The following is a 13,491-nucleotide window of genomic DNA, read 5'->3' as shown; positions in this document are numbered from 1 at the left end:
AAAGGCATTGGCAAGCATGGTTAGGGTCAAGTGGGAATAGTCAGTGAAGATATTCAAGCAGTACGGGAAGCGGCTGACATTGTTGCGGTTGTTTCTCAATACAGTCAGGTTCGACGAGTCGGTTCGCGCTTCGTAGCTATTTGCCCGTTTCACGACGAAACTGACGGCTCATTTTCAATCAACGCCGAACAAGGGCTCTACTACTGTTTCGGTTGCCAAGCAAAGGGTGACGTAATCACCTTTGTGCGTGAGATTGAACATCTTGATTTCGTGGGTGCTGTCGAATATTTGGCCGCCAAAATAGGCTTTACGCTGCGTTATTCTGATGAGGGCGAAGCAGCCTCCCAAAAGTATCGTAAGTCGTTAATTGCGGTGATGGACGAGGCGGTTAACTGGTATCACGACATGTTGATGCGAAGCCCGAGTGCTGGTGCTGCTCGGTCTTATTTGCGATCACGGGGCTTCACCAAGGAAACGGTGGAGGAGTTCCGTCTGGGATGGGCGCCTGATGACTGGGATCAACTAGCACGTCATTTGAAGGTGAGCGAGAAGGTTCTACGCGATACCGGCCTGGGTTTTGTGAATAGGGCCAAGCGTCAGCAAGACGCCTTCCGAGGTCGCGTCATGTTTCCCATATTCAGTGCCAACGGAGAGCCGATCGCCTTTGGTGGGCGTATCTTGCCCCAGGCCGAGGGCGCAAAATATATCAACTCAGCCGATTCTGTTATTTATTCGAAAAGCAACACGTTATACGGCTTGAACTGGGCAAAAGCCGATGCTGTGAACAGCAATCAGGTCATAATCTGCGAGGGTTATACCGATGTAATTGCCTTTCATGAAATCGGCTTGAAACAAGCCGTGGCCACCTGTGGTACCGCCCTTACCGAAACTCACGTTCAAGTACTGCAAAAATATGCTCGTCAGGTGGTATTGGCTTTTGATGCTGATGCCGCTGGTCAGGCTGCCGCCGAACGGTTCTACGGTTGGGAGCAAAAATTCAAGGTTGACGTAGCGGTGGCGGCGCTGCCAAAGGGTGTCGATCCCGCAGATTTAGCTCGTAATGATCCCGAACGTTTACGTGAGGCAGTTGATAATGCTCAACCGTTCTTGGGTTTTCGGGTGGAACGCTTGTTGGCGGCGTCTAACTTGCGCACTCCGGAAGGTCGAGCCCGGGCGGCCGAGTCGGCGGTTGGTATCATCGGTGAGCACCCAAATCGGCTGGTGCGTGATCAGTATCTAATGATTGTTGCTGATCGCTGCCGCATCGACGGTGACCAGATTCGCGCCATGGCGCAACGTTTGGCTAATGGTTCGAGTTCCCGGGCGCGATCGAGGTCTCACCCCGAAGCTAACCGAGCTCGTCCCGCCCGTGATACCAACAACCTGGTAGTGCGTGATACCCCCGAGCTTGAAGCGCTGCGGCTTTTGGTGCATCGACGTCACGAACTGTTACCGCTGCTTGATCCGTGTTTATTTGGCGACAGTGTTTTTGGTTCAGCGTTGGCTGCCGTTTGGGAAAATGACGATCTGCATGCCGCCATTACTAAGGCTGACCCCGACACAGCGGCCGTACTGCAGCGTGTAGCGGTGGAGGAATCAACCGCAGATGCCGACGATGTGCTTACCTTGTTGGTCAGTGCTGCCACCGAAGCTCAACTGCGTTTGCTGGAAGCTGAAATGCGTCAGGCCGCCGACCCTCTCCCGTATTCTGGTATCATTCGTTGGTTAAGGCTGAATTCAATGGAGCTTCGCGACGGGGGAACGAAAGACGAAGCCCGCCAAAGCCTGTTGGATTGGCTTAAGCGACGAGCGGCCGGAGAAGCATGAATGAGGGTAGTAGGCCATTAGTTTCGGTTGATTCGGTGCGCCAATATTTCGATGAAATCGGTCGGGTTGATTTGCTCTCCCGCGATGAAGAAGTAGCGCTAGCCAAGAAAATTGAAGCTGGTAGGCTCGCCCAAGCCGAACTGGAGGCCGCCGACGCTGCGAATGATTCTTCGACCGGTGCCACTGAGGGTGCTTCGACTCGGGCTGAACCAGCCGGAAATGGTGTCGCTCCCGTGGTTCTGACGGCTGCCCAGAGGAGGCGTCTTCAGAAGCAGGTTCGGGCCGGCAACGCGGCGCGGGAGGCTTTGACCCAGGCCAATCTACGTTTAGTGGTTAGCATTGCACGGCGTTATCGTGCCCCGAGTTTGGGTCCTTTAGATTTAATTCAAGAAGGCAATTTGGGTTTGATGCGAGCCGTGGACCGTTTCGACTACACCAAAGGTTTTAAGTTCTCAACCTATGCCACCTGGTGGATTCGACAAGCCATTACTCATGCCATCGCCGAACAGAGCCGCACTATTCGTATCCCGGTTCACATGGTTGACACGATCAATAAGGTGCATCGTGCCAAAACTCAAATGTTCCAAGTATTAAAACGTGAGCCAACCATTGATGAGATTGCTGATGAGGTTGGGTTAACTCCAACGCGAGTTAGTGAAATTTTATTGGCTGGTTTAGACACTATTTCGTTGGATTCGCCAGTGGGGAGCGAAGATGACGCCGGACTTGGTGACTTCATTGAAGATCCCGACGCCGTTGAACCTGGCTCACGCACCGTTGCGAATATGCGTAACCAGGCGATCGTTGAGGTGTTGGACGGCCTAAGTGAGCGCGAGCGCCGTATTATCGAGTTGCGATTTGGTTTTATTGACGGGCGCATACACACCTTAGAAGAAGTAGGCCAAGAGGTTGGCGTTACTAGGGAGCGAGTGCGCCAAATTGAAACGAAGGTTATTTCGAAAATACGCCAGCGTGAACACAGCACTAACTTGAAAGACTATCTCGATACTTAAGGCAATCGAGATACGAAGTAAAGTTGGCTGCTATTGATTTGGCTCTAACGACTGGCTCGGGTCCGGCGTAAAAGAGGGTCGGCTAGGGCTAGGGCTTTGTCGGCCACAGTCAATACCTTGCCCGCAGCGCCAGGCGTTTGGGAATCAATCAGGTTACCCATGACAGATAAGGTGATTTCGGCAGTGGTTTGCGTGCCGACGGCCACCCGAAGCCCCGAACGCAGCAGAAGGGGGTGGCCGATGAGAAAACTGAATCGGCGGCCAGTGCGCAAAAAGGCATCGAAGCGTTCGCCAACTAGTTGATTGTAACGATCTGGGGCGGTGGCCGGGTTCTCAAGAAACAACTCAGCGGCCAACATGCCCGATTCCAAGCCGTAGTCGATGCCTTCCCCATTCATTGGGTTAATAAAACCTGCAGCGTCGCCAATTGCGACCCATCCTGGCCCATGGCGGCGAAGACTACTCATGGGAAGACGCCAAGCTCTCGGCCGTTCTAGGGGCTCGCTTCCCAGTCCCCAAGGCTCTTTGACCATGGCGGTGTAGGAATTTAAGAGCGAGTTCAAGTTGAGCTTGTTGAAGCCCTTCATGGTGGAAAGAGCTCCGACGCCAATGTTTACCGTGCCGTCGCCAGCCGGAAACATCCAGCCGTAGCCAGGTACTGGCGTACCATGATCGTCTTTGAGCGTGAGGCATGCTTCTAGGTGACGGTCGCCGTGACGATCCGATTCAACGTAGGTGCGAATGGCCAGGCCATAAGGTTCATCGGGGTGACGGTCGCTGCCTAGGAGGCGAGCCACGGCACCCGGTGCGCCCGCCGCTACAACCACCAGGTCGGCTAGAACCTTGGTGCCATTGGCCTCAACGCCGATTACTCGGCCGCCTTCTGTGATCGGCGTGGCCGTGGCGTTGTACATAACCTCGGCACCGGCTTCGGCTGCGGCATCGCTTAGGTGGGCATCTAGATATCGGCGGGGGAGAACCGCCCCATGATTTGGGAAGCGATCGGTGGTTGGCCAGGCCAGCTGCCTGGTGGTTTTGCCAGCGATCATTCGAAGGCCATCGATACGATGCGCCGCCTCTGGTTCGACTTTCAGCTCGCGGAGCGCTCCCACTGCTCGGGGAGTGAGGCCATCGCCACAGACCTTGTCACGACCGTGCGAACCCTTTTCAAATAAAGTGACGGTGGCCCCAGCACGTGCGGCCACGATGGCCGCAGCACTGCCTGCGGGCCCAGCGCCAACAATGGCTATGTTTCGAAATTCCACTGCTTAGGCCTGCCGTAGTCTTGTCGCCTGGGGAATGGTGGGCCAGGCAGGGATCGAACCTGCGACCAAGCGATTATGAGTCGCCCGCTCTAACCACTGAGCTACTGGCCCCCAGGGGATCGCTAGCATTTTGGCTCCGGGGGCGGGGCTCGAACCCGCGACCCACTGATTAACAGTCAGTTGCTCTGCCAGCTGAGCTACCCCGGATCGTAAGACTTCTAGGATAGCAGTGTATGTTGTTACTGCGCGAAATCGAATGACGTTTACCCAGGTCATAGGTATTGTTCTTGTAATCAATGTCTAGCTATCGAGCCACACAGGCGCATGGTCTAAAAGGTATCGGCTTACGTCGAGTGCCCGGTCGAGTAAGTCACACAGACGGACCTGGGCGGTGAAGATTTGTAACAGCGAAACGTCTACTCGTCCAACCACATTTAGTGTGCGAACCGTGGCATCGGTCGGTGAGGCGGTGGTGTCAATGGCTGAAACTTGTAGCGGCAGGGTGGTGCCGCCCACTCCGGCTAGCTCGGTGGCTAGCAATAAGAGGTCGGGAGCTTTGACAAGTGGTGACAGTGTCCAGGTAAATGACAGCGGGAAGAACCAGGCGTCCGGTGGGTCAATTACCTCATCCAAGTCGTCCATGTCGTCGAGTGACATCATGGCGTCGTCAAATCCCAGCAGTGTTCGTGGGTTGAGTTCTAGTGAGAGATGCAGGTCTAGCGGGCCGCCGCAGGCTTCCTCGGGATGAAGGTCCACTTCCCACGCCTGATTCAGCGAATATGTTTCTACGAAGTGCCGCTCGTCGTGCACGTGAAAGCCATGATCAATGGCGTGGTCCTTTAAATCAGTTATGAAAACAGGTACGTCGATTACAGCCACACTACAAGAGTGCCAGGCTTCGAGGGTCTCGGCTACCGCGGCATTAAGGTGACGGGGTGCGCTCTTCAATCATCGATGACCTTAACCTGGCGGCTGACGAGATTTTAGCGGCGCTGGAGGCACAAGACGATTGGGGTTTTTCGGGCGTTAGGCCTGGTCAATATGTTAGTGACCTCGCTGCCGATCAGGCTGCAGTGGCGGTTTTGAGTGGTGCAGGTTATGGGGTGTTAAGCGAAGAGAGCGGTTTGCATCATCCCGAGCGTGAGATTGTGGTGGTCGTCGATCCACTAGATGGATCAACCAATGCACACCGTGGCATCCCTTGGTTCGGGGTCAGCTTGTGTGCGGTCGAGCGTACGCCGGGAGCTGGGCCGCGACCGGTGGCGGCGGTGGTGGTCGACTTGCCCGGCCACCGACGTTTTTCGGCCGAACGTGGGGCTGGTGCCTGGCTGGCAGGAGAGCGCCTGGGTGTGGCTCCTGCAGTGCCGTTGGAAGAGGCGATTGTAGGTATTTCTGGGCTGCCCCCCGCCCATTTAGGTTGGGCCCAGTTTCGTGCATTGGGCGCAGCAGCACTGGATTTGTGCGCCGTGGCCGCGGGCACACTTGATGCGTTTGTCGATTGCAGCGTAGACGCTCACGGGGCTTGGGATTACTTAGGTGGTCTTTTGGTTTGTACCGAGGCTGGTGGGGTGGTGGCTGATATGCACCAGCGGAATTTGGTGGTGTTGGACCACACCGCTCGACGTACGCCGGTTGCTGCCAGTTCCCCGACACTGTTGAACCAGCTAGTAACGGGTTTTATTGAGGCCTCTTAGAAGAGGCGGCTTTGTAAGTGTCTACGGCGGTGTGTTCTGCGGTGTGTTTCGCAGCGTCTGAGCAGGTGTCTTCGAGTCGCCTTGCGGGTGGCCATTTTGGTGGCGGTCAGCTTTCTAAGTAAGATCGAGCGGTCCCGGGCGCTTAGCTCAGTTGGCTAGAGCACCTCCCTTACAAGGAGGGGGTCGGGGGTTCGAGTCCCTCAGCGCCCACTTTTGCATATCGCACCTAAACTCCGTGAGCTCCGACATCATCTCAGCGAAATGCTGCGTAAGCTCCGTGAGCTGCTGCATCGGCCGCTTTCTCTTAGCCGGTACCCCGTTCGGTTTCGGTAGGTTGATTCCATGGCGGTGCAACAATGACCGCCAAAGAGTGACCAGCGAGGTGAGATGGTGACTGCCAAGCATGGGCCGATGAAGATTGGCATCGTTGGAGCTGGCGCCATCAGCAATCAGTACTTGCGCAACCTCACCCAGTTCCCCGACGTTAATGTTCTAGCCATTGGTAACCGGACCGAAAGTCGGTCTCTGGCTCAAGCAGCCAAATATGGTGTTCCAACTTTGGGTGGAATCGATGTGGTTATCAATCATCCTGAGATTGAACTCGTCGTGAATCTCACTACGCCATCAATGCACGCTCCAATTTCCAAGCAGGTGTTGTTGGCGGGGAAACACGTTTGGAGCGAGAAGCCCATTGGTCTGAACCGCTTCGAGGCCCAAGAGCTTCTGGTCTTGGCCAAATCTCATGGTCTGCGAGTCGGTGTTGCGCCCGACACCGTGCTCGGTCTTGGCTTCCAAACTGCGAAACGTGCTATTGCGCGGGGTGACATTGGTCAGCCGCTCTTCGCTCAAACCGTCTTTCAATGGCAAGGACCAGAGATCTTTCACCCCAATCCTGCGTTTTTGTATGAGGCCGGTGCAGGTAGGGGAGCGTGCTGGCCAGACCTTCCCGGTTGAGGTACCTACAACCCTGCAGGTTTTGATGCAGCTCGCAAGTGGTGTGCAAAGCCAAAGTCTTTACAGCACTGATTCGGCATTGCTGCGTCATGGCGTAATTTTGGTTTCCGGAACTCTCGGCACTATTTCGTTGCCCGACCCGAACGGTTTTATTGGTCCGGTTACCATCACTCGTCCTTTTGAGAGCTTGGACGACCTGCAAAACTTGTCGCAAGAGGTAATTGAAATAGCTGAAGAAGGCCCAAATAGTGGGCGGGGGTTAGGCGTGGTTGAGATGGCCCGTGCCATTAGAGAAGATCGTCCGCACCAAGCGTCGGCAGAGCTGGCTTATCACGTGCTTGACACACTGTTGGCAGTTGAGGAAGCAGCTGCCAAGAAGCAGTTCATTCAGGTTGAGAGCACCGTCGAACCCCTGGGCTCTATGCCAATTGAATTCAACCCTTACCAGCGCACACTGAGCTAATAATACCGAGACAGAGGGTTGCCGTCATATACCTATACCCCCTAGGGTATTCTGCGGTTACTGTCTCGTGAATAGGAAATCTATGACTGTCAACGTCGCGCAGCCTCTGAAAGATGAGGTCGAGCTCGAGCGTACTTATCAACCAGGTCCTCTTGGTCGTCTAGGAGTTGCTGTAACTGAACGACGGCGCTTAACGGCCATCATCTGGCTGGTGCTGATTCTGGGCCTTGGTGCCTTCGCTCCGCGGGTTGAAAGCGCTCTTTCGGGCGCGGGCTGGCAGGCCAATGGCTCCGACTCGGTAGCGGTTCGCGAGCTAGCTCTAGCTCATTTCGGTGGCAATGCCAGCTCGGCCATTCAGGTGGTCGTCCATTCCTCCGATTCGGCGGTTTCTGAGGGCACGGCTGCCACCGTCTTGGCCAATGTGGTTGAGCTCTTGGAGAGCGATGCCCGCATCTCGGCGGTCATGGCACCCCAACCCGGCGCAACGCTCAGTGAAGACGGTCGTACCGCCATTCTGATCGCCGGTGCCGGGGTTGACACCAACGAGATGGTTCGGGTTGCTGACGATTTGAAAGGTCCGTTGCAGGCGCTTTCGGTGGAAGGAGTGAGTGTGAACCCGACCGGGGCCTCGCTACTTTGGTCTGATTTCAATGAAGCAAACCTTAAGGCCATGTTGAAATCTGAGATGATTTCATGGCCGGTCACGTTAGGCATCTTGGTGCTTGCATTTGGTGCGCTGGTTGCCGCAGGTCTGCCTCTGATTCTCACCTTGGCAGGTCTGGTAGCCTCGGCTGGTTCCCTGGTGATCATCAATTCGCTAGTTCCCGTTTCTATTTGGGCCATGAACTTCGCCATGATGTTCGCTTTGGCGCTTGGTATCGATTACGCCTTGTTGTTGGTGGTGCGCTACCGCGGGGAACGGTTCGGCTCGAACGTATCGAAGTCTCAGGCGATAGCCGAAACCATGGACACGGCAGGTAAGGCAGTGCTGCTGTCCGGGGTGACCGTCTTGATCTCGTTGTCCGCAGTGATGTTGGTGCCGTCACCTTCATTCCGCTCGATGGCCGGTGGAATTATGTTGACGGTGGTGTTCGTCCTCGGAGCAACGTTGACGTTGCTGCCGCTTGTGTTGTTCAGCCTGGATGATCGAATCAACAAGTTTGCCCTGCCCTGGGTGCGTGCCAGCGAGCACCGTTCACCCCGATTTGCAGCGTGGGGGGAACGGCTCTGGTCTCGGCCCATAGCCTGGGGTCTGGTATCTCTATTGGTATTGGTCGGCCTGGCGGCACCAGTTTTTGGGTTGAAAACAGCTATGCCGTCCATCAAGGTTCTTCCCAGTGATGCGTCGGCTCGCGTTGGCTATGGCCTGGTGCAACGAAGCTTTGGTGAGGGTGCTCCGGGTTCTCTACAGATCGTTATGCCTGCAGAATTGGCAGAAGAAGTGCACGGAATTATCTCGTCTGATCCTGGTATCGCTGGTGCCATGCCCGCCATGGCGTCGCCGGACGGTAGCGGCTACGCCATGATCCAGGCGGTACCGACCGTCGACCCATCAGATCCGGAGTTGTCAGAAACCCTTGATCGATTGCGAGCAAGCCTGCCAAGCGGTGTTCTTGTCGGGGGTGCGGCGGTTGAGAATTTAGATTTGAAAGCGCAGCTCGATGATTCCACCCCATTGGTGGTCGCGATCGTGCTTGGTCTGGGGTTTTTGCTGCTATTGGTTGCGTTGCGAGCACCGGTGATTGCTTTGCTTGGCACGCTGGTCAGCCTGTTATCCACGGCGGCCGCTTTTGGTGTAGCGCGCCTAGTGTTCCAAGAAGGGTGGGCATCGGGTTTCTTTAGGTTCGAATCTCAAGGCTTCCTTGATGCCTGGGCACCGGTCTTCTTCTTCGCCATGATCTTCGCAATTGCGATGGATTACACCGTGTTCCTGTTGGCTTCGGCGAAGGAGCACTTTGAGCGCAGCAACGATCCTCGAGAAGCGATGGTTGGTGCGGTGGCGCACTCCGGTCGAGTGATTTTCGCGGCTGGTGCCGTGATGGTGGCCGTGTTCTTCACCTTTGCACTTTCAGGTCCGCTACCGCCCAAAGAAATGGGAATCATTCTGGGTGTTGCGGTCCTGCTCGACGCTTTCTTGGTCCGTCTCATCCTCTTGCCGGTGCTGTTGCGACTTACCGGGCGGGCGGCATGGTGGTTGCCCAACTGGCTGGATCGAGTGTTGCCTTCAATCACCTTTGCCCACGATTAGCTCAACTTCTCAGCCATGGTTGTGGATTTGCACGCTGTGTCTAGGCAATCCAGCGCCCTGGTTAGGCGGGTAGGTGCTGTTGCCGGAGCATGGTTTGTCATAGCTGTAATCGTCGGCCGCTATTCATCGGCCGCACTAGCGCAATAAGCCTTCGTTAAACGGCGTTAGCCCAATAAATCGCCGAATTTATGCAACAAAACGTCCACTTTGACGAATTTATGCAACAAAAATCCCCAATTTGAAAGGAAACATATGGCTACTGAATCTCCTCACGGACGTAAGGTGCTAAATGAGCTTCGGCCTCTGCACCGGGAATTACGACGAGAAATTCCTGATGTGTACAAGGGCTTTGGTGAGCTGCACAAAGCGGCTTTCACAGCCGGAGAGCTAGAGGTCAAGATTAAGGAACTAATCGCCTTGGCCATTGGGGTGGTGGAAGGTTGTGACGGCTGTATTGCATCGCATGCCCAAGCCGCCGTTCAAGCTGGTGCTACTCGCCGTGAGGCTGCCGAAGCAATAGGGGTGGCGTTCTTAATGAAGGGCGGGCCGGCCACGATCTACGGACCACGAGCCTACGATGCATTCTGCAGTTTTCATGGTGATGTCAACGACAGTGAAGCGCCTGCGTAGGGGCGGTGGCGGTTGAGATGCTGATCAAATAGCAGCTGATGGCTGGTCTTTCTTAAAGGCATTGGCGCTCCATAAAATTTCTTATAAACCTTGCTTATCGTACATCTGTTCACTATAATGACATTATGAACGAACGTCAACACCGGTTATCTCAGCTTTTGGAAGAGGTCAGCCACGAGCTTCTCTCCAACGGTGCCGCCGATGTTGACGCCATTAATCAAACGTTTTTCGCATTGGTTAGTGCTGCTAGCTCACTGATGCCGCATGTTGACTCCAATTCCCTCGAAGTGTCTTTGCAGGCGGATAAATTGATCGAGCTGCTACAAGCTCAAACTCAGCTAGCTGCCGTCGTCATTGAAATGGTTGGCAACGTTGATGCGTCAATGATCTGGTCTGTTGATGGTTCGCGTAGTTGTGCCGCTTGGATGGAGCGAAAGAGTGGACGCGACCGAAAAGAGTGCAACCGTATGGTGCGCACGGCGCGTGAATTACGCGCGGCGCCCGTGGTGGCAGGCCAGTTTTCGTTAGGCAAGCTTTCAGAGCGTCATGTCCAACTCCTTACTCAAACTGCCAAGAAAGCGCCAGAAGCATTTGTTGAGGCTGAGAAATGGCTGGTGGCTCAGGCCGATAACCTAACTGTTCGCGAGTTCGGTCAGCTGCTAGACCATTGGCATACGTTCGCGAATCCTGAGCGGGCCGAAGCTGACGCTGCAGCTCGTTACGATAAGCGTGCCGTTCACATGTCGGCCGGTTTTGATGGTGTGGGCTGGCTTGACGTGCAGTTTGAGCCAATTGGTTTCGAAGTCTTTAGTAATGCTTTAAGCCAAATCCAAAGCGAATTTTGGCATGCCGATTGGGCTTTAGCTCGTGAGCAGTTTGGTGAGGCGGCCACGGCGGCCGATTTGTGCCGTAGCGATGCTCAGCGTCGGTACGACGCCATGGTGGAAATGGCTTCCCGTTCGATGTCGCAGGCGTCATCACCTCGAATGCGTCTACCGGCGTTTGTCACGGTTCACGTCGATCACAAAACGCTTACTGGCCGTGTTTGCGAGTTGGGGTCTGGTGTTCAAGTAACGCCTGGTGAGGTAGCTCGTTTGCTGAGTGATGCCGATATTCGAATTGAGCGTGCAGTCTTCGACTCAACGGGCCAAGTCATTAATTACGGTCGTAGCCGGCGTCTATTCGTGGGTTATGGCCGTCGTGCCATTCAAATTCGTGATCGTTTCTGTGTGTATCCCGGTTGTACCGTGCCCGCCGAGCATTGCCAGGTTGATCACATTCAGCCTTGGTCAGAAGGTGGGCCAACCAATCTCAATAATGGTCAGCTGCTGTGTCCGAAACACCACCGCAACAAATCCAAACATCCACCAAAATCGCGTTTATCACCACCAGAACCTCAGCCACCACCAGAACCTCAGTCGCCGCTAGCAAACACCGGGTCAACGTCGGCTGACTTTGGTGTCAGGGAACAGACTGAATCGTGGGAATTGTTAGATCCGAAAAAGCCTGAGCCTCCCGCAGCAGGGAATGCTCACTTGCGCCGGACGGTTTCATCCGTTGATGCCTCAGCTAATACTCCAGCGAAACAGGTCTCATTACAGATTGATGCCAACAGATTAAATCCGCAGACCAAGCTGAAGCTCTCTTTCACTGTTGAGCCTTTAGATCTTGTAATCCAGGAATATCAAATCATCCTGCCATTTCACCGCAAACGAAGTATACGTGTGTAGGAACTGTATCCATTAGGAATCAGTTCTTATTTACCCTGCCAAGCTTCAAGTGTCATAGCACCCGCTGATAATGAAGCTGGGAATCAGTTCTTATTAACCCTGCTAAGCTTCTCACACCATTTTTGTGCATCGCTGACGGGCTGGGAATCAGTTCTTATTAACCCTGCTAAGCTTCCGAGCAGTTCGCCTATTTCGAGCGCTCTGCTGGGAATCAGTTCTTATTAACCCTGCTAAGCTTCCCCAATACAAGCTCACGATCGACTATATGCTGGGAATCAGTTCTTATTAACCCTGCTAAGCTTCCGTCAGTTGCCGCCAGTTCGAATAGTGAGCTGGGAATCAGTTCTTATTAACCCTGCTAAGCTTCAACCCTAGAAACGAGAAACCATGACTAAGCTGGGAATCAGTTCTTATTAACCCTGCTAAGCTTCTTCTTGCTCCTGGCCGTAACGATGGGATGCTGGGAATCAGTTCTTATTAACCCTGCTAAGCTTCCCTTCTGGGATGTCCCATTCGGAGTCGAGCTGGGAATCAGTTCTTATTAACCCTGCTAAGCTTCTTTTTCGCGTGGCGTGCGAGTGCGCCTAGCTGGGAATCAGTTCTTATTAACCCTGCTAAGCTTCTTACAAGGTTTGGGAGGTACAACCGGAAGCTGGGAATCAGTTCTTATTAACCCTGCTAAGCTTCTTCCCAAGCGCCACAATCGCCGAGACGAGCTGGGAATCAGTTCTTATTAACCCTGCTAAGCTTCAACTTCGGGCTCACGCTCAGGCAAGTTGGCTGGGAATCAGTTCTTATTAACCCTGCTAAGCTTCACCGGCGCGCATACGAAGCGACTTTCATGCTGGGAATCAGTTCTTATTAACCCTGCTAAGCTTCACGTTGCGTTGGCCCAACACCTCACGGCGCTGGGAATCAGTTCTTATTAACCCTGCTAAGCTTCTTCGACCTTGAAGCCGATTGGAAGCTTGGCTGGGAATCAGTTCTTATTAACCCTGCTAAGCTTCTATTTTGCCGTTAGGTGCTAGAACCCCAGCTGGGAATCAGTTCTTATTAACCCTGCTAAGCTTCCGACGACACCACCACCTTGGCGTGGACCGCTGGGAATCAGTTCTTATTAACCCTGCTAAGCTTCATTCAGAAACGCGCAAGGGCGCGCTTCGGCTGGGAATCAGTTCTTATTAACCCTGCTAAGCTTCTCCAGCAGGACGGGTGTCAGTTGCGTTTGCTGGGAATCAGTTCTTATTAACCCTGCTAAGCTTCATACCACTAAGTGATAAGCGGCCGTCAGGCTGGGAATCAGTTCTTATTAACCCTGCTAAGCTTCTGCCCCCACGTTTGTGCCCACGTTCTGAGCTGGGAATCAGTTCTTATTAACCCTGCTAAGCTTCAACTGACTCGTCCTCAACCACAAGCTGCGCTGGGAATCAGTTCTTATTAACCCTGCTAAGCTTCTGCACCAATCCACGCGCCCGGGACCCCGCTGGGAATCAGTTCTTATTAACCCTGCTAAGCTTCTGCCCCACCGAGGCTCGTGGTGGGGCATGCTGGGAATCAGTTCTTATTAACCCTGCTAAGCTTCACACGCCGCTAGCAGCGGTGGCGTTTTGGCTGGGAATCAGTTCTTATTAACCCTGCTAAGCTTCGGCAGCCGTTAGAGTCGACGT

At 54.2% G+C, this 13,491-nt stretch carries 10 protein-coding genes, 3 tRNA genes and 1 CRISPR repeat array (1 of these 14 only partly in view); of the genes, 9 read left to right on the top strand and 4 right to left on the bottom strand.

Annotation, left to right across the window (positions count from 1 at the left end):
* Positions 1 to 30: 30 nt before the first annotated feature.
* Together dnaG and WC184_02995 are read left to right on the top strand one after the other, a co-directional pair.
* Positions 31 to 1,827, top strand: coding sequence for a DNA primase (gene dnaG / locus WC184_03000; protein ID MFA7476846.1), 1,797 nt, complete (start codon positions 31 to 33; stop codon positions 1,825 to 1,827).
* On the top strand, positions 1,824 to 2,840 hold the full coding sequence (locus tag WC184_02995; protein MFA7476845.1) for a sigma-70 family RNA polymerase sigma factor: 1,017 nt from the start codon (positions 1,824 to 1,826) through the stop codon (positions 2,838 to 2,840). The genes dnaG and WC184_02995 overlap by 4 nt, the downstream gene beginning before the upstream one ends.
* A 44-nt stretch (positions 2,841 to 2,884) precedes the next feature.
* On the opposite strand, the gene WC184_02990 is transcribed toward WC184_02995, so the two are convergent.
* The 4 genes from WC184_02990 to WC184_02975 form a co-directional block, all read right to left on the bottom strand.
* Entirely contained in the window at positions 2,885 to 4,105 is a 1,221-nt protein-coding gene (locus tag WC184_02990) for an NAD(P)/FAD-dependent oxidoreductase (protein ID MFA7476844.1), read from the bottom strand.
* Between the two features lie 35 nt (positions 4,106 to 4,140).
* Positions 4,141 to 4,216, bottom strand: a tRNA-Ile gene (locus WC184_02985).
* 20 nt (positions 4,217 to 4,236) lie between these two features.
* Positions 4,237 to 4,312 (bottom strand) — tRNA-Asn (locus WC184_02980).
* Positions 4,313 to 4,405: 93 nt separating this feature from the next.
* Entirely contained in the window at positions 4,406 to 5,053 is a 648-nt protein-coding gene (locus tag WC184_02975) for a hypothetical protein (protein ID MFA7476843.1), read from the bottom strand.
* On the opposite strand from WC184_02975, the gene WC184_02970 reads away from it, so the two are divergent.
* From WC184_02970 to WC184_02940, 7 genes are all read left to right on the top strand, one after another.
* Positions 5,041 to 5,799 (top strand): inositol monophosphatase, encoded by a 759-nt coding sequence (locus WC184_02970; protein ID MFA7476842.1) that lies wholly within the window; start codon positions 5,041 to 5,043, stop codon positions 5,797 to 5,799. The two genes, WC184_02975 and WC184_02970, sit on opposite strands and share 13 nt — an antisense overlap.
* A 136-nt stretch (positions 5,800 to 5,935) precedes the next feature.
* Positions 5,936 to 6,009, top strand: a tRNA-Val gene (locus WC184_02965).
* 201 nt (positions 6,010 to 6,210) lie between these two features.
* A complete protein-coding gene (locus tag WC184_02960; GenBank protein MFA7476841.1) occupies positions 6,211 to 6,753 on the top strand; it encodes a Gfo/Idh/MocA family oxidoreductase in 543 nt (180 codons plus the stop codon).
* Entirely contained in the window at positions 6,704 to 7,216 is a 513-nt protein-coding gene (locus WC184_02955; GenBank protein MFA7476840.1) for a hypothetical protein, read from the top strand. The genes WC184_02960 and WC184_02955 overlap by 50 nt, the downstream gene beginning before the upstream one ends.
* 82 nt (positions 7,217 to 7,298) lie before the next feature.
* Positions 7,299 to 9,464: an MMPL family transporter gene (locus WC184_02950; protein MFA7476839.1), complete on the top strand. Its 2,166-nt coding sequence runs from the start codon at positions 7,299 to 7,301 to the stop codon at positions 9,462 to 9,464.
* Between the two features lie 252 nt (positions 9,465 to 9,716).
* Positions 9,717 to 10,094 (top strand): carboxymuconolactone decarboxylase family protein, encoded by a 378-nt coding sequence (locus WC184_02945; GenBank protein ID MFA7476838.1) that lies wholly within the window; start codon positions 9,717 to 9,719, stop codon positions 10,092 to 10,094.
* Between the two features lie 125 nt (positions 10,095 to 10,219).
* Positions 10,220 to 11,824: a DUF222 domain-containing protein gene (locus WC184_02940; GenBank protein MFA7476837.1), complete on the top strand. Its 1,605-nt coding sequence runs from the start codon at positions 10,220 to 10,222 to the stop codon at positions 11,822 to 11,824.
* An 11-nt stretch (positions 11,825 to 11,835) separates the two neighbouring features.
* Positions 11,836 to 13,491: direct repeats of the CRISPR family, unit length 36 nt; unit sequence GCTGGGAATCAGTTCTTATTAACCCTGCTAAGCTTC (it continues 1,004 nt past the right edge of the window).

This window comes from Acidimicrobiia bacterium, assembly GCA_041676705.1.
Lineage (GTDB): Bacteria > Actinomycetota > Acidimicrobiia > Acidimicrobiales > SKKL01 > Actinomarinicola.
This window is presented reverse-complemented; position numbering and strand designations above follow the sequence as displayed.

What these genes read in the sequence shown, in the direction of transcription:
- WC184_02960 (MFA7476841.1), top strand. Translation starts at nt 6,211, where the DNA reads ATGAAGATTGGCATCGTTGGAGCTGGCGCCATCAGCAATCAGTACTTG.
- WC184_02945 (MFA7476838.1), top strand. Translation starts at nt 9,717, where the DNA reads ATGGCTACTGAATCTCCTCACGGACGTAAGGTGCTAAATGAGCTTCGG.
- WC184_02940 (MFA7476837.1), top strand. Translation starts at nt 10,220, where the DNA reads ATGAACGAACGTCAACACCGGTTATCTCAGCTTTTGGAAGAGGTCAGC.
- WC184_02995 (MFA7476845.1), top strand. Translation starts at nt 1,824, where the DNA reads ATGAATGAGGGTAGTAGGCCATTAGTTTCGGTTGATTCGGTGCGCCAA.
- WC184_02950 (MFA7476839.1), top strand. Translation starts at nt 7,299, where the DNA reads ATGACTGTCAACGTCGCGCAGCCTCTGAAAGATGAGGTCGAGCTCGAG.
- WC184_02955 (MFA7476840.1), top strand. Translation starts at nt 6,704, where the DNA reads ATGAGGCCGGTGCAGGTAGGGGAGCGTGCTGGCCAGACCTTCCCGGTT.